Origin of the sequence: Streptomyces sp. NBC_00190, from assembly GCF_036203305.1 — a bacterium.
GTDB lineage: Bacteria > Actinomycetota > Actinomycetes > Streptomycetales > Streptomycetaceae > Streptomyces.
On record NZ_CP108131.1, the window covers coordinates 2,806,613 to 2,828,634 of the forward strand.

Sequence of the window (22,022 nt, forward strand, 5' to 3'; positions counted from 1 at the left end):
GCTCTAGCCAGACCGTTCGACTAGGTATTGCCGAAGTTCGGTGGACAAGCCGGCCTCCTCGGTGAAGAACCTCGTCGCCCCAGCCTGCTCCACATGGTCATGGAACTTTTCCAGGGTGCGTTCCATCGACAACCCTCTGAATTCAGCGAGGCACTGGTGCAGTTTGTTGGCAAACTCCACGACCACCCACCCGCCACAGTCAGCGGCGATGTAGTCAAACAGCCAATCCACCTCATACTGAGATAGCCGGATGAACCAATCAAAAAAGCGCATTCCCTGTTTCGCGCGTACCAATCCGCCGACCATTACGCGAGCCAGCGATGCCCATCCCGTTTGGTCGATATGGCGCGCCAGGCCTACTGTCACAGCCCGGCTACCGTCAGACCGGATTACGGCACTCGCCACCGGGAAACTGTCAAAGCGGTCGGATTCGTGCACCGCCATCAACACCGATCGGACCGAGTCAAGTTCATGCGCATGCCGGAGTAAGGATGCCAACAGAATGTCAGAGAGGGAGGTAGGAAGAACATCCCTCCCAAATTGAAGCTGCGCCCCTTCACCCACGGTACGCTGGCTCCATTTTCCGAAGAGGTAGGAGAGTTCATACCCCGATACACGAGCAACCACCACCTCCAGGAATCTATCGAGCTCCTCCGAATGCCGTTTAAGCAGGTCAGCACCAAAGGCCTCAACGTCTTCAATCGGTCGAAATTTCGCAACTTCCGTAAAGAATTCCCTACTCAACCTCTTGCGTTTATAATCTTCCAGCCACCGGTAGGTGTGGATGAGGTCTGCGTAGGAGCGAGTCCTTCCAGCATCACTGAGTTCAAGGGACACACCTACGGAGTTCTCCGCAACAATCAATGCTTCCAGTTGCTCCTGAAATGCCATCAGGGGGACTTGATCCCCTACCCCAGACAGCTCCTTCGCTAGCTCCTCCTCCAAGCGGAGAACTTGACTCTTGAGTTCTCTGCTACGCCCCTCCGCTTCTTCTCTTTGCCCCTGAACAACTCGAAGGTCATCCCTAAGTCGGGCAACCTCCTCCCTCAAGCGATCATATTCACTCGCCGCATGCTCCGGGTCCCCATTCCAGCGTGCGGCGACACCTCGTGAACCAACTTCCGCAACCCAATCGATTCGCGCTTGCTCGAACTCGGAGGACAGGTCGGAAATCTGCTGTTCCCTCTTTTCCAGAAGATCATGCAACGCTTCGATTTGCCTCCGCGCCATTTTGACCGTCCTCTGCGATCGCAGCAGATCCTCCCGAAGCGACTCCAGCTCGAACTCTCCCGGATTCGTAACCTGCAACGCCCGCAACCGCTGCTGACGGATCGCCTCTTTGACCTGCTCCTGCACGGGAGACTCTCGATGCTCTTGGACCTCCATCAGCAAACGATCAATGAATGCCTGGGGAGGCAACCTCTTCCCGCTTAGGTAGCGAGAGACGGCCGACTTGTCGAGGTGGACGCGGTGCGCGTAGGCAGCCTGAGACACGCCCAGAGTGTTGAACAGCCCTGTCAACACGTTGCCTAGGGCCGCAACTTCCGGGATCGAGCCGCGCTCCATGGCTGCCGATGCCGTCTCGTTCCTGGCCAGTTCGCTCACGACGCGCCCCCTGCACGTTGACAACCTCTCGGCAACGCAGTGCCTGTTTCGCAACGTACCGGATGCCCGCAGGCTCGACGTCATCGATCGGACTACTGAAGGGACACACTCGAAATGCCAGCCCGATGGACCGGCCTTCTTGCTCAAGCGCGTTGGATGCAACGCATGTTCATCGTCCTGATCGCCCTCATCCCGGTGACCCTTGTGACGCTGGCGTTTACGCCGGCGTTGCTGCTGCTCCCCTTCTTCTCCTCACGACACCCTGTCCCGGAGCGCATGGTCAGGCAGCTGGCAACCTGGACTAGGGCTCTGCTGCTGGCGAGCAGAGAGCGATAGCCGTGGAGGCCGATACCCCGGGGTGTCGGCCTCCACGTACGTCAGCGGTTGTTGCAGCGACACATCCCGGACGGGAGGCACCAGGAGTCGCAGGCCTTGCACCAGATGGCGCCGGGTACGGGCGGCTTGCGTTGGGTGGTACGGGCAGGCTGCTGCGGGTCGTTCATGACGCTCGTTTCCTTGGTCGGCTACTGATGGCTTCATCGAGGGCAGCGAAGTTTCGCGGTCCTTCGGGATCGGGCTTCGCGGGCCGGAGTCTCGCGGGGAGTCGGTCTCGTTCGGCGAGAAGCCGGAGGTACAGCGGGTAGTCCGCGGGGTGGCCGCGGAAGTCCGGATCGACGGAACCGTCGTCCACGTGACGCTCCTAGTACGCGGAATCCGCCCCCTTGGGGGGCGGATTCACCACGGTCGTGAGGTAGTGGAGGGCAGCTCCCCGGTCTCGCTTGGGAGCGAGGACGGTGCCTGGCGGGCAGGGCGCGGGGGGTTGGCCACCCGCCAGGCACCGAGGAGTTGCCGCATGCCACGGCGTCGCTGGTCGGCGTCCTCGTACCGCCGACCAGCAAGTAGACACTAACACTACGCAGTGTTGGTATCTATCTTTTGGTGTCAGAAGAGGCTGTCCTGAGATGCCTTCTGCCCTGACGCTGACACTTGGGTGGTGCGGCGCCCCACCAGCTCAGGCAGTGGGCTGGCGGGAATCACGGTCACGACCGTGCTGACGCCCTTGAACCAGCGGTCCGGGAGCGGCGTGATGGTGCCACGGGCCTCGCGCACTCGACTGCGGAAGTCCAGCGCCTGTGCATTCGTACGGAAGGTGAGGCTCCCGAACATGACCGCCACGAGCCGTCCGCCGGGGCGCAACCAGCGCAGGGCGCGTTGGACGTGCTGGATGTCGAGCTGCCCGGCGAACGGCGGGTTCATCACCACACGGTCGTAGCGGGCGGACACCCGGAGTGTGAGGAAGTCTGCGGTGATCACCTCCCGGGCGTAGCCCTTGTCGCGGATGACCTTCGCACGCCCCGGGTCCAGTTCGACACAATCGACTACGCCCCCACGATTCGCGACCCGCTCGGCCATGGCGCCCGCACCGGCCGAAGGTTCAAGGACCTCGTGCCCGGCGCTCAGGTCGGCGAGGTCGAGGATCTCATCGACCAGCGCAGCCGGCGTGGGGAAGTAGCCGCGCTCGGCGTCTGTGGTCACCTCCCCTTCGGCGAGCAGACCGGCGATGGCGTCAGCCGCGTTGATAGGAAAGACGTGGGCGCGCTTCCACCGGTCCCACTTTCCCCCGACTGCCGAGAGGGCGAGGTTCACGCGCTGGTACAGGCGGTCTGCGAGCTGGCCGCTGAGGTGCAGCGCCGACCCGTCGCAGCGGGCAGTTCGGATGACATCGAGCACGTCGGCGTCGAGTTTCACGACCGGCCCCCGATCCCGGGCTCGCCGGTGGCGGCGCGCGCCTGGATCAGCTCGGTTTCGAGTTCGACGAGACGGGCCGCGACCATGAGCGCGAATCGCACGGAGACGGAACCACCAGCCGCGCGCAGGAGTTCGGCCGTGGCGGCACGGGTCAGATCGTCCGCCTCCTGAGCGACGTCGTCCCCCTGACCGGCGCGGGCGAGGACGAGGCGTCCGGCTGCGCGCTCGACGAGCTCCTGGGCTTCCGGGTCGTACTCCTTGAGGGCGTTGCCTGCCTCCACGGTCGAGAACAGGCACCGGTTGACGTTACGCATGCGGTGGATGTTGTTGATCACTGCGAGCTCCTTAAAGAGGGTGGGCGGCCTCGGGGGCCGCCCACCCTGGGCTGGTCGATCAGGCTGCGGTCTCGGTCGTCTGCGCGTCGACCGTCTCCGTGTCCGTGTCCGACTCCTCGTCGGCGACCTGCGGGGCGGCGGCGTCCTCCGGGTCGGAGGCCGCTCCCGCGTCGATGTCACCCTCCGGCTCGATGGCAGCCGCCATCAGGGCCTCCGCCTCGGCGGCGAGGTCAGGTGCCTCCGCCTCGGCGTTGACGATGATGTCGCTGGCTTCCGCGTGCGCCTTGGCCTGGCGGACCTGGAAGCGGGCGTCCGCCAGGAACTTGGCGGCACGGTCCAGCTGCTCGAGGCGCTGGCCGACCTCACCGGCGAGGAGCTTGGAGAGGTGCAGGGGGTCGGTCTTGGCGATGCCCTCCAGCAGGCCGCACAGCCGCTCGATCTCGTCGAGGGCGGTCTTGGTCTTGGCGGTCTCCTTCGTGCGGTCAGCCTTCTGCTCGGGGGTCATCTCCTCGACGGCGACCATGGACTCCTGGGTCGCCGCCTTCTCCTGCCTGCGCATGGCGTAGGCGATGTGGACGAGCTGGTTGTCGGTGACGTCGCCCTTCTTCCACTTCTCGAACACGCCCTTCTGGTTGTCCTTGGTCAGGGCGGCGATCTGCACGGCGGCCTGGGTGCCGATGTGGCCGAGGTTGACGGCGGCGGCAACCTCGGGCCGCAGGTTGAGGAGGGCGAGGCGCTGGTTGACGAACGGCACCGACTTCGAGACCTTCTTGGCGACGATCTGGACCGCCTCCTTGGGGTCGACGTTCGTCCCCTGCATGTCGAGGAGCTTCTTGAAGCCCTTGGCCTCTTCGAGGGGCAGCATGTCGGCGCGGTTGAGGTTCTCGACCATGGCCTTCTCGAAGGCGCTCGCGTCGTCGATGGCCCCGCCGTCGGCCCCGGTGATGATCCGGGCGTCAATGGTGATCTTGCCCGCGATCTCGTGGGCCCGGAAGCGGCGCTCTCCGGCGACGATCTCGTACCCGCCAGCCTCGCGCTTGCGGACGACGATCGGCTGGAGCAGGCCGTGCTCCTTGATCGAGTCGGCGAGCTCTTGGAGCTCGGTCTCGTCGAAGTGCTCGCGGGGCTGGCTCTCGTTGCGGTGGATCTGAGCGAGCTTCAGGCTGGTGTGCTTGGTGCCCATTTGATTCTCCAAGAGGTCGTTCGGAGTGAGGTTTCCTCCCCGCTCCTTCCAGTTCTATTCTATATGCATTCTGAAGGTGGGTCCACATTCGGCTGAAAGTTTCTGCACGTCAAAGGCCCGGCGCGACCAGAAGGTCACGCCGGGCCCGGTTCACTCTGCACTCCCGCAATCCCCAGAGCTCACGCGAGGTGGATCCTGGTGTCGACGAGGGATGGTCGATGGGGCAACGATCGCGAGGGCTCCGAGCAGTTCATGCGCCTCGTCGCCCCCGAGGTCTACGCACCGCTCGCCGCGCGACTCCCCCAGTCGCGCGAGCACCCTCTCCAGTTCGACCGCCACACCGCACCCCTCCGTGTCGCACGTTCACTTCCCCCACCCTCCGGGCGCGGGACTTAGATCCCGACACACCTGCACTTGCGGCACACCTTTACGTACATCCGGTCGCCAGCGCAGTCGCAGCCCAAGGTGGGCCGCGCGAGCGTCACCTCTAGCATGTTGACCCAAAGGATCTACAACGATCCTGCTTCGCACAGTGACCTAATGTCAATGAACATAGACAATAGCTCGGAAGACCTGGCTCCAATTCACCCAGGCGTGGCGGGAATCAGCCACGCCCTACCCCTGCCCGCACCGCGGCCGCTCGACCGGCCCGCCACGAAGGACCCCGCCTATGGCCTCCGGCCCTGACGTCACACTGGCTAGCAAGCTGGCATTGCTGCTGCGCCGGATAGTCGACCGAACCGGCCAGAGACCCAGCGTGCGGACCCTGGAGAAGGCCACCGCGGTCACCGCCGGCGGCAAGCCGGCGATGACCCACCAGGTCATCAACGAACTCCTGAATGACTACGACGGCAAGCGAGACCCGAAGGCCTCTCAGCTCCTAGGACTCGCACGCGCATTCGATGCTCCGGTAGCTTTCTTCCTTCCCGGGTACAACGGCCTGACCTCCTTGGAGGTCTACGAAGCGCAAGCGGATGCCCGGGAGGCGCTGCGGCTCATTCACGACCTGGGGGAAACGGGCGCCGCGGAGCTGGCAGAGGCCGCCCGCGCAATCCGACGACGGCACGGCAAGACCGACACCAACATCCCGGAGGTGCCGGAGCTGCCGCCCATGGTGGAGCCGCCGCGACCCGGCCGGCGTCGCCGTCTGTCGTTTACCGAGGCTGCCGAACGGGCCGTCTCTGACCTGGAAGGACTCTGAAAGACCATCATGGACGGCATCGTCTTTGGCATATGCACTCTGGTCGGGATCGTCGGGACGTGGTACTCCGCCCGAGATGCCTGGCGGCTGCGCGATCGGAGTGACTACCGGATCGCCCGCGCCGCCCGCGCAGTTGCCTTCGGTGTCTGCACGGTTGGCGTCCTCCTGGCCGTGCCAACGGTCGAGGGGCTGCTCGAAGAGCTAACCGGCATGAACAATTCGGCCAAGCTCGGGGCGCACTTCTGCGCCGTGTTGTGGTGCGGAAGCCTCCAGCTGATGCTGGTGGACTGGTCGTACAACCATGAGGTCCTTAAGGCCAGCCTCTACGCGCGAGTCGCTCTCGGCGTCGCCGTGCTGGCTGCGATGCTGCCGCTGTTCGCCACGACCACCGGGCCCGAGATGGAGTTCACCACCGCCTTCGCGGCGGAACCTGGCGTAACCGTCTACCTCTTGGCCTACCTGACCTACGTCGCCATCACGTGTGGCGAGATTGCCTTCCTCTGCTCCGGCATGGCCATGTCGGCGTCTCGCCGGGGCCACACCTGGACCTCTCGGGGACTCGCCACCTCAGCGGCCGCAGCCGTCCTCGGCGTCGCCTACGCGATCAGCAAGGGCTCGTACTTGCTGTTGAACTACCTGCGGCACCCCTGGCCGTTGCAGTACGAAGAGATCATCTCCCCCCTCCTCGCCGGCCTGGCAACAGTGGCTCTGATCACCGGTCTCACGATGGCCATGGTCGGCCGACGGCTCACTCAGCGGAAGGCAGACCAGGTCACGGCGTAACGGCTCGGCCCTTCCGCCAGTCCAACACCACGCGGCCGGGCTCGATCGATCGCACGCCCTTCGCGCTGGCCGGGAACACCCGCACGCCCTCCAGGAGCAGCAACGCGATGACCTGCTTGGAGGCGTGCGGGGCCGTGTTCCACCACCGGACGAGGTCCCGGGCGTCGCCCAGCTTGAAGTTGGCCATCTGCTCCGCGAACCGGAGGCGTGTTCGGCTGACCTTGAGCTCCTCGGTCGCGGCGTTCTGAGCAACGAGGAAGGCGTCTCGGCCTATCTGCCGACGGCCGTACATTTCGGCGACCTCGCGCCCCCGCTGCTCCTGCTCCGCAATCGTCCTCTTGAGGTCCTCGACCTGCGCGCGAGCGGCCTCCTGTGCAGCCTCAATGCTCGCCCGCACGTCGGGCTTGAGCAGTTCGGCAACGAGGTACTCGGCGACGTAGGTCTCAAGGAGCTCCGCGTTCACACGGACCTCTCCGCACCCGCCCGCTCCCTGCTTATCCTTCGGACGACAGCGGTACCCGGGGCTCCCCGCGTTGTTGCGAGCTCCGGTCAGGTGTTGCTTGCACTTGCCGCACGAAGCGATGCCGCCTACGTCTCCCGCGAGGAGATAGGAGTAGGGGGCGTCGGGCGTTGCCCTCTTCCGCTTGGCGTGACGCTCTTCCAGGGCCTTGAACTCGTCAGGGGTGATCGCCCCGGGGTGGCCGGCGTCGACCAGCTCGCCATTCTCGTCTCGCCGCAGCCCGGCGATGGCAGGGTTCTTGAGGAGGCGGCCGATGCTCGCGTCCTTCCACTCACCCCCGAGGGTCCCCCGGTAGCCCTGGGCGTTGGCCCACACAGCGATATCCGCGTCGGACTGCGGAGGGTCCAGAAGGGCGCGGCTGGCCATCTCTCGCAGCGGCCCGACCTCGTCTTCGTGGAGGCGGCGCCGCGAGTTGTCCTCGAATCCGTAGAGCCGTGGCATGCGGTTCCGTCCGATCTCTTCTTGTTCTCCCCCGTGGCGGGCCGATCCTAGGTCACGGTCCGTACCAATGGCACGCTCCGCCTCAAGATCGACGGCCGTCGCCGCAGCTAGCGGCCCGGCGGTTCAACGCCCAGCACACGCCACAAGGCGGCAGCTGGCACGCGCGTCGTACCGCCGAGCGGCAGCGTCTTCACGGGGAAGTCGCCTGACCTGATCAAGGCGTACGCCTTGTGCACACCGATGCCGAGCGCCCGAGCCGCCGTCGACACGTTCACCGTCGGCGGAAGGGTCAGCAGCTCCTCCAAGGTCATCCCAGCGGCTGCGGAGCCGGTTCCCGAACTCTCTTTCACTGTCATCTCGTCGTCGCGTTCTCCCCCGCGCCAACGTAGACATAAGAATACTCCAACACTCCAGTGTTGGGGCAACATGTCTCACAGAGCGGCAAAGATCAGCACACAGGCCACATCAGCAGGGGGAGAGTCATGACTGACATCAGCTACTTCAGGAGGTGCGCGTGCAAGGTCCCGGTCCTCAACGGCGCCGGCGAACCGGTGCTCCTGAGCGACGGCACGCCCAAGATGAAGGAGGTCGGAGCCACCTGCCCGAAGCTCAAGCAGAAAGGGCACTCGACCTGGTACTTCTACTTCGAACTGGAGTCCGGCGAGAACGGCAAGCGCCGACGAATCCGCCGCGGCGGCTTCAAGACGCAGGACGACGCCAAGGTGGCGGCCAAAAAGGAGCTGAAGAAAGCCGAGGGCGGCACAGACATCCTGAGCTCGGCCACCGTGGGTGATGACCTCACCGCCTGGGTGGAGCGGAAGGGAAGCCTCGCCCGCACCACCTCACACGGGTACGAGGGGCACATCCGGCTCTACCTGATGCCCCACCTAGGGCACATCAAGCGCAAGGATCTCCACGCTCGGCACATCGAAGCGATGTACGCCGCCATCAAGAAGGAGAACGCCGAACGCCTGCTCCACCACGGCCGAGTCGTAGAGCTCGCCGAGGCACGCGACGCCGCAAAGGAAGCCTGGATACGCGCCTCCGGAAAGGGTGAGGAACGGCGCCAGGCTCGCAGTGCCTACCTCGACGCCAACGCTGCCCTGAGGAAGGGACGTCGGGGCCTGCGGAAGATCACAGGGCCGGCGACGCTCCACCGCATCAACGCCACCCTGAGCTCGTTCCTGAACAGCGGGATCAAGCGGCTCGAATACCAGACCAACTGGGCGTCGCTCATCGAGCTGCCTCCCGTCAAGCGGCCGAAGCCGCTGGTGTGGACGCCCGAGCGCGTCGAGCACTGGCAGCGCACGGGCGAGAAGCCCGGCCCGGTGATGGTCTGGACGCCCGAGCAAGCCGGGGCCTTCCTGGACTTCGTGGCGGACGACCGCCTCTACGCCCTGTGGGACACGTTCACCTTCCTCGGCCCGCGCCGCGGCGAAATGGCAGCCCTCCCCTGGACGGAGGTCAGCCTCACCGCCTTGTCCATGCGGATCTCAGCCCAGCTCGTTGAAGTCGCGTACCGCGTCTACGGCGAGGAGCCAAAGGCCGACAGCGTCCGCACCATGAGCATCAGCACGCACTCAGGCCGGGTGCTCACCGCGCACCAGGCCCACCAGGAGCACGAACGCTCCGAGTGGGAAGGTGAGGAGGCGTGGGTTGAATCGGGCTGCGTCTTCACCATGGAGAACGGAGCGGCGCTCCACCCTGACTGGATCAGCCGGCGGTTCAAGCGGCTGGTCGAGCTGTCCGGCCTCCCGCCCGTACGCCTGCACGACTTGCGCCACCTCTCGGCCAGCCTCGCCCTGCTCGCCGGTACCGACATCAAGGTGGTCCAGGAGCGCCTTGGCCACAGCTCGCGGCAGATCACCTCGGACACCTACACCAGCGTCCTGCCCGAGCTGTTCCGGACCGAGGCCGAGTCGACGGTCGCAGTCGTACCTCGCGGCGGTGAGGTCTCCTACACGGTCAAGAAGGCCCTCAAGATCCCCGGCAGCGTTTTCGCGCAGGATGTGGCGGTGCTGTTCGCCCGCGCGGCCAGCACGGGGCACAAGTCGCGGTGGGCCGTTGAGGTTCAAGCGACCGCCGGCGGTGATGTCTTCGGCCGGATCCACACGGAGGCCCAAGCAGCGGAGCGTGCGGTCGAGGCGGCCGAGGCGTGGCTTCGGGCGTACTGCACGGAGCAGGGCTACGAGGTCATCCGAAGCGAGAACCTCGCCGACCGGATCCCGGAGGACCACAAGGCGACCCTGGCGCTGGTTCGTCTTGTGATCGACCGCACGTCGGCAAGCGGCCGCGACGAGCCGGTGAGCCGGTTCCTGGCAGGCACCCGAAAGGCTTCCGTCGGCAGCGGGTGACGTCTGTCCCCGCGTCCGCCCCCTCGCGTCCCCGCTGTGTCCCCGCAGCGCCCATGGAACGCGAAAGGCGGCCCCGAAGGGCCGCCAAGATCACCGCAGCGACTCACGCCGCCAGCAAAGATGCTGGCCAGATCGTTTCTGCACACCTGGTGCGCAGTGGGGCGGGTGGGACTCGAACCCACGGCCGACGGATTATGAGTCCGCTGCTCTAACCGGCTGAGCTACCGCCCCTTCACGGCGTGGCGCGTACATGTGTGCGCGCCGTCTGCCGCAGCATAGCCGCTCATACGATCTCCTGCCTCGGATGCCTCGCATGATCGGCTTCGCCTGTTCAGAGAGACCGCGCTGAGGGCTGCCCGGTTCCGTTCGGAGGCGACAAAAAAGACGAAGAGGACCCACGAGGGGCCCTCTTCGTCTCTTGGCTCCCCCGGCTGGACTCGAACCAGCAACCCTCCGGTTAACAGCCGAATGCTCTGCCAATTGAGCTACAGGGGACCGCGCTCCCCCGACTGGACTCGAACCAGTAACCTGCCGGTTAACAGCCGGCTGCTCTGCCAATTGAGCTACAGGGGATTGCTGCGGTGCATCGAACAGCCCACCTCCGGCCTTGCCGGGGGGCGAGCGCCCGTTGCGAGTCATAGATTAGCGCAAGCAGGGGGGTGCTCCGCCAATCGGTATCGACAGCAGGCCGGGCACCACACGACGAAGGGTGGCAGGCATGCGGTACAAGGTCACGTTCGTGGTCGGACTGACCCTCGGGTACGTGCTCGGAACCCGGGCCGGGCGCGAGCGCTACGAATCCATGAAGAAGTCCCTGCGGGAGTTCACGCAGAACCCCGCGGTGCGCAACGCCGCCGAGACCGCCGGGCACACCGGGCGCGAGTACGCCGGCAAGGCCTTCTCCGCGGTGAGCGAGAAGGTCGGTGACGCCGTACCGGCCTCCCTGTCCGGCCGGGTACGGGGACGGCGCGACCGGGTCGGCGGCGTCGACGACGACTGGGGCACCAGCAACACCTGAGGCGTCCGAGGCGGATGAGTCCGGCCCGGCGTGCGGCAGAATTCTCCGTATGGGGATAGTCGCCGGGCTGGACAGCTCTTCAGCCTTCACTCGCATAGTCGTCTGCGACACCGAAACGGGTGCCGTGCTGCGCCAGGGGTACGCACCCCATCCACAGCCCGCCGGGGAACCCGAAGGCGCCAATCCCCACGAGACCGATCCGCAGGCCTGGCTGCTCTCGCTGGGCGAGGCCGCCGGCGGCGGGCTCCTCGAAGGGGTCCAGGCCATAGGGGTCTCCGCCCAGCAGCACGGGCTGCTGCCGCTGGACACGCAGGGCGGGCTGGTGCGCCCCGCCCTGGTCGGCAACGACAAGCGCGGGCAGGTGGCCGCCGCCGACCTCATCGACGCCCTCGGCGGGCGGCACGCCTGGGCCGAGGCCGTGGGCTCGGTCCCGCACTCCGCGCAGCCCCTGGCGAAGCTGGCCTGGCTGGCCCGCACCGAGCCCGAGGCCGCCCGCCGGGTGGCCGTCGTGATGTCCCCGCACGACTGGCTCGTCTGGCAGCTGCTGGGCCGGCCGGTCCGCCGGACCACCGACCGGGGCGGCGCCTCCGGTACCGGGTACTGGTCGGCCGCCACCAGCTCCTGGCGTCCCGACCTCGTCGAGCTGGCGCTCGGGCACCAGGCGCTGCTGCCCGAGGTGCTCGGCCCGGCCGACACCGCCGGGACCACGCCCGAGGGGCTGTTGATATCGGCCGGCACCGGCGAGACGATGGCCGCCGCCCTCGGGCTGGGGCTCGGCCCCGGCGACGCGGTGGTCTCGCTCGGGGCGTCCGGTTCGGTGATGGCGGTGCACCACGAGGCGCTGTCGGAGCCGGGCGGTCTGATCACCTCCCTGGCCGACGCCAGTGGCATGCACCTGCCGGTGGTGAACACCTCCAACGCCGTACGGGCGCTGCGCGGCACCGCCGAGCTGCTGGGCACCGACCTGGAGGGGCTGTCCGAGCTCGCGCTGAAGTCGACGCCGGGCGCGCACGGCCTCGTACTCCTGCCGTACCTGGAAGGTGAGCGGACGCCGAACCTGCCGCACACCGCCGGCACCCTGTCCGGGCTGCGCCGGGACTCGATGAAGCCGGAGCACCTGGCCCGGGCCGCTTTCGAGGGCATGCTCTGCGGGCTGGTGGACGCCCTCGACGTGCTGCGCTCGCGCGGGGTCGAGATCCGCCGGGTGTTCCTGCTGGGCGCGGCGGCCGAACTGCCCGCCGTACAGGCCGCGGCCCCCGGGCTGTTCGGGACGCAGATCGTCGTACCGGCGCCCGCCGACTACGCGGCGCTGGGCGCGGCGCGCCAGGCGGCGTGGGCGCTCGGAGTGGCGCAGGGCACGCTGGCCCCGCACACCCCGCCGGTGTGGCCCGCCCCGGCGGCGCAGGTGTTCGAGCCGGGCGAGGAGTTCCCGGCGTGGCAGGCGGTGCGCCAGCAGTACATTGCGACGAGGGAGCAGATCCACCCCGGCGCGTTCTAGGCCCTGCCGTCGCGGGGCGGACGGAAATTCGACGGCAGGCCCTCGGGCCTGCCGGTCCGCCGTACGACGGCTCGGTCCCGGGTCGCAGGGCGGCCTACTCCTTTTGACCGGCCTTTGCGAAAAGCGGTGGGGATCGGGCCGCCCGTTGGCAGAAGATGGGGTGAATCCCCCTCGATCTTGCCGACCGGAGCCTGCGCGTGCTCATACGACTTCTGCGGACCCATCTGGGTCAGTACCAAAAACCCATCGCCCTGCTGGTCCTGCTGCAGCTGCTGCAGACCAGCGCGACCCTCTATCTGCCCACCCTCAACGCGGACATCATCGACACCGGTGTCGTCAACGGCGACACCGGCTACATCCTGCGCTTCGGTGCGCTGATGCTCGGTGTCTCCCTCGTCCAGCTCGTCTGCAACGTCGGCGCCGTCTACTACGGAGCCCGCACGGCGGCGGCCTTCGGGCGGGACGTGCGCGCCGCCGTCTTCGACCGTGTCCAGAGCTTCTCCGCGCGGGAGCTCGGCCAGTTCGGGGCCCCGTCCCTGATCACCCGTTCGACGAACGACGTCCAGCAGATCCAGATGCTGGTCCTGATGACCTTCACCCTGATGGTCTCGGCGCCGATCATGTGCGTGGGCGGGATCGTCATGGCGCTGTCGCTCGACGTGAAGCTGTCGGGCGTCCTGCTCGCCGTCGTTCCCGTGCTCGGTCTGTCGGTCGGCGCCATCGTCCTCAAGACGCGGCCGCTGTTCCGCCTGATGCAGGCCCGCCTGGACACCGTGAACCGGGTGCTGCGCGAGCAGATCACCGGCAACCGGGTGATCCGCGCCTTCGTCCGCGACACGTACGAGAAGGATCGTTTCCGGGAGGCCAACGAGGACCTCACCGGGGTCTCGCTGGCCGCCGGCAAGCTCCTCGCCCTGATGTTCCCCACGGTCATCGTGGTCGTGAACATCTCCAGCGTCGCCGTCATCTGGTTCGGCGCGATGCGCGTCGACAGCAACGGCATGGAGATCGGCCAGCTGACGGCCTTCCTCGCCTACCTGCTGCAGATCGTCATGGCCGTGATGATGGCCACCTTCATGTTCATGATGGTGCCGCGCGCCGAGGTCTGCGCCGAGCGCGTCCAGGAGGTCCTGGACACCCGTTCCAGCGTGGTCCCGCCGGCCGACCCGGTCCGCGAGCTCGCCCGGCGCGGGCTCCTCGAACTGCGCGGCGCCGACTTCCGCTACCCGGGCGCCGAGGCCCCGGTGCTGCGCGGGGTGGACCTGGTGGCCCGCCCCGGCGAGACCACCGCGGTGATCGGCTCCACCGGAAGCGGCAAGTCCACCCTGCTGGGCCTGGTCCCGCGGCTGTTCGACGCGACCGGCGGCGATGTGCTGGTCGACGGCGAGGACGTACGCCGGCTCGAACCGGAACTGCTCGCCAGGACGGTCGGCATGGTCCCGCAGAAGCCGTACCTCTTCTCCGGAACCGTCGCCTCCAACCTGCGCTACGGCCGCCCGGACGCGAGCGACGAAGAGCTGTGGCGGGCCTTGGAGGTGGCCCAGGCGAAGGACTTCGTGTCCGAGCTGGAGGGTGGCCTGGAGGCTCCCATCGCCCAGGGCGGAACCAATGTCTCCGGCGGCCAGCGCCAGCGTCTGGCCATCGCCCGCGCCCTGGTGCAGCGCCCGGAGATCTATCTGTTCGACGACTCCTTCTCGGCCCTGGACTACGCGACGGACGCGGCGCTGCGCGCGGCACTCGCCCGCGAGACCGAGGACGCGACCGTGGTGATCGTCGCCCAGCGGGTCTCCACGATCCGCGACGCCGACCGGATCATCGTCCTGGACGAGGGCCAGGTGGTGGGCGAGGGGCGCCACCACGAGCTGATGGCCGGCAACGAGACCTACCGGGAGATCGTGCTCTCCCAGCTGACGGAGGCGGAGGCCGCATGAGCGGGCCCGGAGGACGGATGATGGCGGGGCCGGCCCAGCGGTCCATGGATTTCAAGGGTTCGGGGAAGCGGCTGCTGCGTCAGCTCGCACAGGACCGGGTCAAGCTGTGGGGCATGGTCGCGGCCGTCGTCGGCAGCGTCGGCTGCGCGGTCGTCGGTCCGAAGATCCTCGGCCAGGCCACCGACCTGGTCTTCGCGGGGATCGTCGGCCGGCAGATGCCGGCCGGGCTCACCAAGCAGCAGGCGCTGGACGGGCTGCGCGACAGGGGCCAGGGCGGCATGGCGGACATGCTGTCCGGCACCGACTTCACCCCGGGCAAGGGCATCGACTTCGGTGCCGTCGGGGTCGTCGCCCTCTGGGCGCTGGTGGTCTTCGTCCTCGCGGGCCTGCTCATGCTGGTCGCCACGAGGCTGTCGAACCACGTGATGAACGGCACCGTCTACCGGATGCGCGAGGAGCTCCAGGCGAAGCTGTCGCGGCTGCCGCTGTCGTACTTCGACCAGCAGAAGCGAGGTGAGGTGCTCAGCCGGGCCACCAACGACATAGACAACATCGGCCAGACGCTGCAGCAGACGATGGGCCAGTTGCTGAACTCGCTGCTGACCATCGTCGGCGTGCTGGTGATGATGTTCTGGATCTCGCCGCTGCTGGCGCTGGTCGCGCTGGGGACCGTACCGGTCTCCGTCTTCGTCGCGGCGAAGATCGGCAAGAAGTCGCAGCCGCAGTTCGTGGCGCAGTGGAAATCGACCGGTGCGCTGAACGCCCACATCGAGGAGATGTACTCGGGCCACACGCTGGTCAAGGTCTTCGGCCGGCAGAAGGAGTCCGCGGCCGTCTTCGCCGAGCAGAACGAGGCGCTGTACCGGGCCTCCTTCAAGGCGCAGCTGGTCAGCGGCATCATGCAGCCGGTGATGCTGTTCATCTCGAACATCAACTACGTGCTGATAGCCGTCGTCGGCGGGCTCCGGGTCGCCTCGGGCACCCTGTCGATCGGTGATGTGCAGGCCTTCATCCAGTACTCGCGGCAGTTCTCGATGCCGCTGACCCAGGTCGCCTCGATGGCGAACCTCGTGCAGTCCGGTATCGCCTCGGCGGAGCGGGTCTACGAGCTGCTCGACGCGGAGGAGCAGGAGCCGGACGCCGAGGTTCCGGAGTGCCCGGAGGAGCTGCGCGGCCAGGTCACGCTCGACAAGGTGGCCTTCCGCTACGAGCCGGACAAGCCGCTGATCGAGAACCTCTCGCTGTCGGTCGAGCCGGGCCAGACGGTCGCGATCGTCGGCCCGACGGGCGCCGGCAAGACGACGCTCGTCAACCTGCTGATGCGGTTCTACGAGGTCACGGGCGGCGAGATCGCCCTGGACGGCGTGGACATCGCGAAGATGACGCGCGAGGAGCTGCGCGGCGGCATCGGCATGGTGCTGCAGGACACCTGGCTGTTCGGCGGCACCATCGCGGACAACATCGCCTACGGCGCCTCGCGCGAGGTCACGCGCGCCGAGATCGAGGAGGCGGCGCGTGCGGCCCACGCGGACCGCTTCATCCGCACCCTCCCGGACGGCTACGACACCGTGCTGGACGACGAGGGCGCGGGCGTCAGCGCCGGCGAGAAGCAGCTGATCACCATCGCCCGGGCGTTCCTGTCGGACCCGGTGATCCTGGTGCTCGACGAGGCGACGAGCTCGGTCGACACCCGTACCGAGGTGCTGATCCAGAAGGCGATGGCGCGCCTGGCGCACGGCCGTACGTCGTTCGTGATCGCGCACCGGCTGTCCACGATCCGCGACGCGGACGTGATCCTGGTGATGGAGAGCGGCTCGATCGTGGAGCAGGGCACGCACGAGGAGCTGCTGGCATCCGGCGGCGCCTACGCGCGGCTGTACGCGGCGCAGTTCGCCCAGGCGGTCGCCGAGGTCGACTAGGCCGGTCGGTGTGGGTGGTGATCGGGGGCGCCCTTCGGGGCGCCCCCTTTCGCGTTTATGCCCCGGCCTTTGCGCCCCGGCCTTTCCGCCCCGGTCCTCGCCCCTCAGTCCAGGTAGCCGCGGAGCTGGTCGGCGAAGGCGTGGTCGCGCAGTTTGCTGAGGGTCTTGGACTCGATCTGGCGGATCCGCTCGCGCGTCACGCCGAAGATCCGGCCGATCTCCTCCAGGGTGCGCGGGCGCCCGTCGGCGAGCCCGTACCGTAGCTGGACGACCTTCCGCTCGCGCTCGCCGAGGGTCGACAGCACGGCTTCCAGGTGCTCGCGCAGCAGGAAGAACGCGGCGGACTCCACGGGCGAGGCGGCGTCGCCGTCCTCGATGAGGTCCCCGAGCGCGACGTCGTCCTCCTCACCGACCGGGGCGTGCAGCGAGACCGGTTCCTGGGCGAGGCGGAGCACCTCCAGGACCCGCTCCGGGGTCAGCTCCAGGTGGGCGGCGACCTCCTCGGCGGTGGGCTCGTACCCGCGCTCCTGGAGCATGCGGCGCTGTACGCGCACGACGCGGTTGATCAGCTCCACGACGTGGACGGGCACCCGGATGGTCCGGGCCTGGTCGGCGAGGGCCCGGGACATCGCCTGCCGGATCCACCAGGTGGCGTAGGTGGAGAACTTGTACCCGCGGGCGTAGTCGAACTTCTCGACGGCCCGGATGAGCCCGAGGTTCCCCTCCTGCACGAGGTCGAGCATGGTGAGCCCGCGTCCCACGTACCGCTTCGCGACGGAGACGACGAGCCGCAGGTTCGACTCGATCAGCCGGCGTTTGGCCATGCGCCCCATGACGACGAGTTTGTCGAGGTCCAGGGCGAGCTGGGAGTCGAGGTCCGGGGTGCTGCCCAGTTTCTCCTCGGCGAACAGTCCGGCTTCGACGCGCCGCGCGAGGTCCACCTCCTCGGCTGCGGTCAGCAGCGGGATCCTGCCTATCTCGCGCAGGTACTGCCGGAACAGATCGGCGGACGGGCCCGCCCCACCGTCCGCCGAGGTCCGTTTGCGCTGCGGGGGCACCGGCTCGATCAGCTCAAGTACCTCGGGCTCTTCGTGCTCTTCGTCCACGGCTTCGGCCTCTGCGGGTTCCGAGGACTCGCTCACGTTCACGGTCACGGTCAGGATCCGGGTCTGCACGGGGGCGACCTCCAGGGCTCCGAGGACGGGGGCACCGCACTTCAGTGTGGGGTACGACACACCACTGCCACGAGGGGCGTGCGAACACTTTCTGCGTCCGGTGCGTGACCGGATGGTTACCCCCCGGCGGGAACGCCGAAGCGGATCGGACTCATGTCCGATCCGCTTCTCGTCCAGGCCCGGCCTCCGGGGCGGGAATCCTAGGTGGCCGGTTCGACGCGGACCGCGCACACCTTGAACTCCGGCATCCGGGAGACCGGGTCGAGCGCCGGGTTGGTCAGGGTGTTGGCACGGCCCTCGCCCGGCCAGTGGAACGGCATGAAGACGGTGTCCGCGCGGATGGCGTCGGTGATGCGGGCCGGGGCCACGGCGCGGCCGCGGCGGGAGATCACCGCAAGGGGGCTGCCGTCGACGGCGCCGATGCGGGCGGCGAGGCGGGGGTGGAGCTCCACGAAGGGGCCGGGGGCGGCCTCGTTGAGCTCCGCGACGCGGCGGGTCTGGGCGCCGGACTGGTACTGGGCGACCACGCGCCCGGTGGTGAGCAGCAGCGGGTATTCGGCGTCGGGGACCTCGCCGGCGCCCCGGTGGACGACGGGGACGAAGCGGGCCCGGCCGTCCTCGGTGGCGAAGCGGTCGAGGAAGAGGCGGGGCGTGCCCGGGCTTTCCTCCGGGCAGGGCCAGAAGACGCCCTGTTCGGCTTCGATGCGGGCGTAGGTGATGCCCGAGTAGTCCGCCGGGCCGCCGGCCGAGGCACGGCGCAGTTCGTCGAAGACCTCCTCGGGGGCGGTGGGGAAGCCCTTCTCGACGCCGAGGCGGCCGGCGAGGCCGTGCAGTACCTCGAGGTCGGTGCGGACTCCCGGCGGCGGGGTGAGGGCCCGGCGGCGGAGCAGGACGCGGCCCTCCAGGTTGGTGGTGGTGCCGGTCTCCTCCGCCCACTGGGTGACCGGGAGGACCACGTCCGCGAGGGCGGCGGTCTCGGAGAGGACCACGTCGGCCACGGCGAGGAAGTCCAGGGAGCGGATGCGGTCCTCGATGTGGGAGGCGTGCGGGGCCGACACCACCGGGTTGGAGCCCATCAGGAGCAGGGCCCGGACGTCCGTGCCGAGGGCGTCGAGCAGTTCGTACGCGCTGCGGCCGGGGCCGGGGAGGTCGGCGGGGTCGACGCCCCAGACCCCGGCCACGTGTGCCCGGGCCGCCGGGTCGGTCAGCTTCCGGTAGCCGGGGAGCTGGTCGGCCTTCTGGCCGTGCTCGCGGCCGCCCTGGCCGTTGCCCTGGCCGGTGAGGCAGCCGTAGCCGGAGAGTGGGCGGCCGGCCCGGCCGGTGGCGAGGCACAGGTTGATCCAGGCGCCGACGGTGTCGGTGCCCTTGGACTGCTGCTCGGGGCCGCGGGCGGTGAGGACCATCGCGGAGGAGGGGGCGCAGAACATGGCGACCGCCTCGCGCAGCTTGGGCACGGGAACGCCGGTGACACGTTCCACCAGCTCGGGCCAGTGGGCCATCGCGGCGGCCCGGGCCTCCTCCCAGCCGGTGGTGCGGCTCTCGATGAACTCCTCGTCCGTACGCCCTTCCGCCACCACGAGGTGCAGCATGCCGAGGGCGAGCGCGAGGTCGGTGCCGGGGCGCGGGGCCAAGTGCAGGTCGGCCTGTTCGGCGGTGCGCGTGCGGCGGGGGTCGATGACGATCAGGGTGCCGCCGTTGGCCTTGAGTTCGGTGAGGTAGCGCAGGGCGGGCGGCATGGTTTCGGCCAGGTTGGAGCCGACGAGGATCACGCAGCCGGTGCGGGGGATGTCCTCCATCGGGAAGGGCAGGCCCCGGTCGAGCCCGAAGGCCCGCTGGTGCGCGGCGGCGGCCGAGGACATGCAGAAGCGGCCGTTGTAGTCGATCTGCGAGGTGCGCAGGGCCACGCGGGCGAACTTGCCGAGCGCGTACGCCTTCTCGTTGGTGAGCCCGCCGCCGCCGAAGACGCCGACCGCGTCCGGGCCGTGCGCGCGGCCCGTGCGGGCGAGGCCCTCGGCGACGGCGTCGAGAGCCTCCTCCCAGGTGGCCGGTTCGAGCTGCCCGGCGTGGGTGCGGACGAGCGGACCGGTCAGGCGCACCCGGGAGGAGAGCACGGCGGGGGCGGTGCGGCCCTTGCCGCACAGCGCGCCCCGGTTGACGGGGAAGTCCGGCCGCTCCTCCACCGTCACACCGGCGCCGTCCACGACGCCCGGTGCGGAGCGGAGGTTCATGCCGCACTGCAGCGCGCAGTACGGGCAGTGCGTGGCGGTGACGGAGTCCGAGGTGTGCATGACGCCAGCGTGCGTCGTCGGTGTTACGCCGGCAGCCGCCCCGCGTTACGGGCCGGGGTGCTCTGCCTCAGCGCCGCCCGGCGCCTGCGGTGAGGCCCGGCGCTGCGGTGGCCGGCCCGGCCGCCGGGTCGGGGAAGACGTCACGCGGGAGGGGTGCGTGTTTTCTTCCACCGGCCGGACCGGGATCACTGGCCGGTCATGTGCTTCGCCGTGAGGCCCGCGGTCCAGCCGCCGTCGACCGCGAGTTCGGCGCCCGTCATGTACCCGGCGGCGTCCGAGAGCAGGAACGCGACGGCGGCGGCGATCTCCTCGGGGACTCCGACGCGGCCCATCGGGGTACCGGGGAAGTTGCCCTCGCCCGCCTGGATGCCGACGGGGGCGGTCATCGGGGTCAGCGTCATGCCGGGGTGTACGGAGTTGACGCGGATCTTCGCCTCGGCGAGCTCGACCGCGCCGATCTTCGACAGGCCGCGCACGCCCCACTTGGAGGCTCCGTACCCGGCGGTGAGGGCCAGTCCCGTCAGGCCGGCGGCGGAGGAGATGTTGACGATGGAACCGCCGCCGTTCGCCCGCAGCAGCGGGATCGCGGTCTTGATACCGATGAACACACCGACCAGGTTGATCTCCACGACCTGGCGGAAGTGATCGACGCTCTCGTGCTCCAGGAACTGGCCGGTGGCTATGCCGGCATTGTTCACGAGGCCGTCGAGGCGGCCGAACTCGGCGACCGCGTACTCCAGCGCCGCCTGCCACTCGGCCTCGCTCGTCACGTCGTGCCTGAGGAAGCGCGCCGAGCCGCCGAGCTTCGCGGCCGTCTGCGCGCCCTCCGCCTCCAGCACGTCGGCGATCAGGACTTTGCCACCGCCGTCCACGACGGCCTGTGCCGTCGCCGCGCCCAGGCCGCGGGCTCCACCGGTGACGACGACGACCTTGCCGCCCAGATCCACAACAGCCACGTTCCACACCTCTGACGCTCGGACCGACAGACCGGCATATGACTAATCGGCATAAGCCGACGCCGCGTCAGTCTGTCAGAGCGCCCAGGGCCCGCGACACCCCTTGTTCCTTCGGCCCCATGAAGTGCGGCGCGGGCTTGAAGACCGCGTCCAGCGCCGCCTTGCCGGCCGCGAACACCTCGCGGGTCCCGCCGTAGTACCAGGTGGAGTCGTGCTCGTCGTCCACGCCGACGCCGTACGACTCCAGGCCCGCCACCTGGCACAGGGCGACGGCCCTGCGTATGTGGAAGCCCTGGCTGATCAGCACGGCACGCTTGACCCCGAATATCTCCTTGGCCCTCACGCACGAGTCCCACGTGTCGAAGCCGGCGAAGTCGCTGACGATCTGCCCGTCCGGAACCCCGTGCTTGGCCAGATACGTGCGCATCGCGTCGGGCTCGTCGTACTCCTGGCGGCTGTTGTCCCCGGTGACCAGCACGACCTTGACCTTGCCCGCGCGGTACAGCTCGGCGGCCGCGTCGAGCCGTCTGGCCAGATAGGGCGTGGGCTGCCCGTTCCACAGGCCCGCCCCGAACACCACGGCCACCTCGGCGGCCGGCGCGTCGGCCGTGGTCCGCAGCCGGTCCGCGGCCGCCGCGTGCGTCCACGCCGAGGGCAGCAGCGCCAGCACGCAGCCCGCCATGACCACCCGCACGGCCCGCCGCCGACCCGGCACACCGAGCGGGAGCCTCGGCCGCCTCCCCGCCGCCGCCGCTGCCGCCGCTGCCGCCGCCGACCGCACGCGCTCCGTGACCTTCATGATCGCCCCCCATGCACCACACGTTCCACACATCGTTCGCACGGATTGACGAGCGAGCCCCGTCCTCCAGTTCCGCCCTCCCCGCCATTCACTCGCACGGATGACCGAGCGGGTGGGTGAGCAACAGGAAAACACCCGTCATCCCGGCGCAACGCGGCGGCAACCTCCGGCGCGCAGGATCGGTTCATGACGGAGCCGGTGCACCCTCCCGACATCCTGCCCCTCCCCTTCGACAGCGCGGCCGAGCTGCTCAGCCTCATCACCATC

General features: G+C 68.6%; 17 protein-coding genes and 3 tRNA genes. 7 read left to right on the forward strand and 13 right to left on the reverse strand.

Annotation, left to right across the window (positions count from 1 at the left end; translation table 11 throughout):
• Positions 1–3 precede the first annotated feature (3 nt).
• From OG429_RS13690 to OG429_RS13705, 4 genes are all read right to left on the reverse strand, one after another.
• Positions 4–1,605 carry a hypothetical protein gene (locus OG429_RS13690; RefSeq protein ID WP_328925604.1) on the reverse strand — a complete coding sequence of 534 codons (1,602 nt, stop codon included), beginning with the start codon at positions 1,603–1,605 and terminating at the stop codon, positions 4–6.
• Between the two features lie 942 nt (positions 1,606–2,547).
• On the reverse strand, positions 2,548–3,354 hold the full coding sequence (locus OG429_RS13695; protein ID WP_328925605.1) for a class I SAM-dependent methyltransferase: 807 nt from the start codon (positions 3,352–3,354) through the stop codon (positions 2,548–2,550).
• Entirely contained in the window at positions 3,351–3,689 is a 339-nt protein-coding gene (locus OG429_RS13700; RefSeq protein WP_328925606.1) for a hypothetical protein, read from the reverse strand. The genes OG429_RS13695 and OG429_RS13700 overlap by 4 nt, the downstream gene beginning before the upstream one ends.
• A gap of 58 nt (positions 3,690–3,747) precedes the next feature.
• A complete protein-coding gene (locus OG429_RS13705) occupies positions 3,748–4,872 on the reverse strand; it encodes a ParB/RepB/Spo0J family partition protein (RefSeq protein ID WP_328925607.1) in 1,125 nt (374 codons plus the stop codon).
• A 670-nt stretch (positions 4,873–5,542) separates the two neighbouring features.
• On the opposite strand from OG429_RS13705, the gene OG429_RS13710 reads away from it, so the two are divergent.
• Together OG429_RS13710 and OG429_RS13715 are read left to right on the forward strand one after the other, a co-directional pair.
• Complete coding sequence (locus tag OG429_RS13710) at positions 5,543–6,073, forward strand: hypothetical protein (RefSeq protein ID WP_328925608.1); 531 nt, start codon at positions 5,543–5,545, stop codon at positions 6,071–6,073.
• 9 nt (positions 6,074–6,082) lie between these two features.
• A complete protein-coding gene (locus tag OG429_RS13715; protein ID WP_328925609.1) occupies positions 6,083–6,856 on the forward strand; it encodes a hypothetical protein in 774 nt (257 codons plus the stop codon).
• Here the strand turns inward: OG429_RS13715 and OG429_RS13720 are convergent.
• Both OG429_RS13720 and OG429_RS13725 read right to left on the reverse strand, forming a co-directional pair.
• Positions 6,846–7,817, reverse strand: coding sequence for a recombinase family protein (locus tag OG429_RS13720; protein ID WP_328925610.1), 972 nt, complete (start codon positions 7,815–7,817; stop codon positions 6,846–6,848). The genes OG429_RS13715 and OG429_RS13720 overlap by 11 nt on opposite strands.
• Before the next feature lie 107 nt (positions 7,818–7,924).
• The gene (locus tag OG429_RS13725) at positions 7,925–8,128 is read right to left on the reverse strand and encodes a helix-turn-helix domain-containing protein (RefSeq protein WP_328925611.1); all 204 of its coding nucleotides are present in this window, start codon (positions 8,126–8,128) and stop codon (positions 7,925–7,927) included.
• A 171-nt stretch (positions 8,129–8,299) separates the two neighbouring features.
• Here OG429_RS13725 and OG429_RS13730 point away from each other — a divergent pair, with 171 nt between their 5' ends.
• Positions 8,300–10,171 (forward strand): tyrosine-type recombinase/integrase, encoded by a 1,872-nt coding sequence (locus OG429_RS13730; RefSeq protein ID WP_328925612.1) that lies wholly within the window; start codon positions 8,300–8,302, stop codon positions 10,169–10,171.
• A 157-nt stretch (positions 10,172–10,328) separates the two neighbouring features.
• Here the strand turns inward: OG429_RS13730 and OG429_RS13735 are convergent.
• From OG429_RS13735 to OG429_RS13745, 3 genes are all read right to left on the reverse strand, one after another.
• Positions 10,329–10,402: transfer RNA gene (locus OG429_RS13735), tRNA-Ile, on the reverse strand.
• 188 nt (positions 10,403–10,590) lie between these two features.
• A tRNA-Asn gene (locus tag OG429_RS13740) sits at positions 10,591–10,666 on the reverse strand.
• Positions 10,667–10,671: 5 nt separating this feature from the next.
• A tRNA-Asn gene (locus OG429_RS13745) sits at positions 10,672–10,744 on the reverse strand.
• A gap of 145 nt (positions 10,745–10,889) precedes the next feature.
• On the opposite strand from OG429_RS13745, the gene OG429_RS13750 reads away from it, so the two are divergent.
• From OG429_RS13750 to OG429_RS13765, 4 genes are all read left to right on the forward strand, one after another.
• On the forward strand, positions 10,890–11,189 hold the full coding sequence (locus OG429_RS13750; RefSeq protein ID WP_328925613.1) for a YtxH domain-containing protein: 300 nt from the start codon (positions 10,890–10,892) through the stop codon (positions 11,187–11,189).
• Between the two features lie 49 nt (positions 11,190–11,238).
• Positions 11,239–12,687: an FGGY family carbohydrate kinase gene (locus OG429_RS13755; protein ID WP_328925614.1), complete on the forward strand. Its 1,449-nt coding sequence runs from the start codon at positions 11,239–11,241 to the stop codon at positions 12,685–12,687.
• 197 nt (positions 12,688–12,884) lie between these two features.
• Entirely contained in the window at positions 12,885–14,618 is a 1,734-nt protein-coding gene (locus OG429_RS13760) for an ABC transporter ATP-binding protein (RefSeq protein WP_328925615.1), read from the forward strand.
• Positions 14,615–16,537, forward strand: a complete 1,923-nt coding sequence (locus tag OG429_RS13765) for an ABC transporter ATP-binding protein (protein WP_328925616.1) — start codon at positions 14,615–14,617, stop codon at positions 16,535–16,537. The genes OG429_RS13760 and OG429_RS13765 overlap by 4 nt, the downstream gene beginning before the upstream one ends.
• Before the next feature lie 104 nt (positions 16,538–16,641).
• Here OG429_RS13765 and OG429_RS13770 read toward each other — a convergent pair whose 3' ends face one another.
• From OG429_RS13770 to OG429_RS13785, 4 genes are all read right to left on the reverse strand, one after another.
• Positions 16,642–17,772 (reverse strand): RNA polymerase sigma factor, encoded by a 1,131-nt coding sequence (locus OG429_RS13770; protein WP_328925617.1) that lies wholly within the window; start codon positions 17,770–17,772, stop codon positions 16,642–16,644.
• 140 nt (positions 17,773–17,912) lie between these two features.
• Positions 17,913–20,000 (reverse strand): molybdopterin oxidoreductase family protein, encoded by a 2,088-nt coding sequence (locus OG429_RS13775; RefSeq protein WP_328925618.1) that lies wholly within the window; start codon positions 19,998–20,000, stop codon positions 17,913–17,915.
• Positions 20,001–20,185: 185 nt separating this feature from the next.
• Positions 20,186–20,956, reverse strand: a complete 771-nt coding sequence (locus tag OG429_RS13780) for a glucose 1-dehydrogenase (protein WP_328925619.1) — start codon at positions 20,954–20,956, stop codon at positions 20,186–20,188.
• Positions 20,957–21,023: 67 nt separating this feature from the next.
• Positions 21,024–21,755, reverse strand: a complete 732-nt coding sequence (locus OG429_RS13785; protein ID WP_405921384.1) for a SanA/YdcF family protein — start codon at positions 21,753–21,755, stop codon at positions 21,024–21,026.
• Positions 21,756–22,022 lie beyond the last annotated feature (267 nt).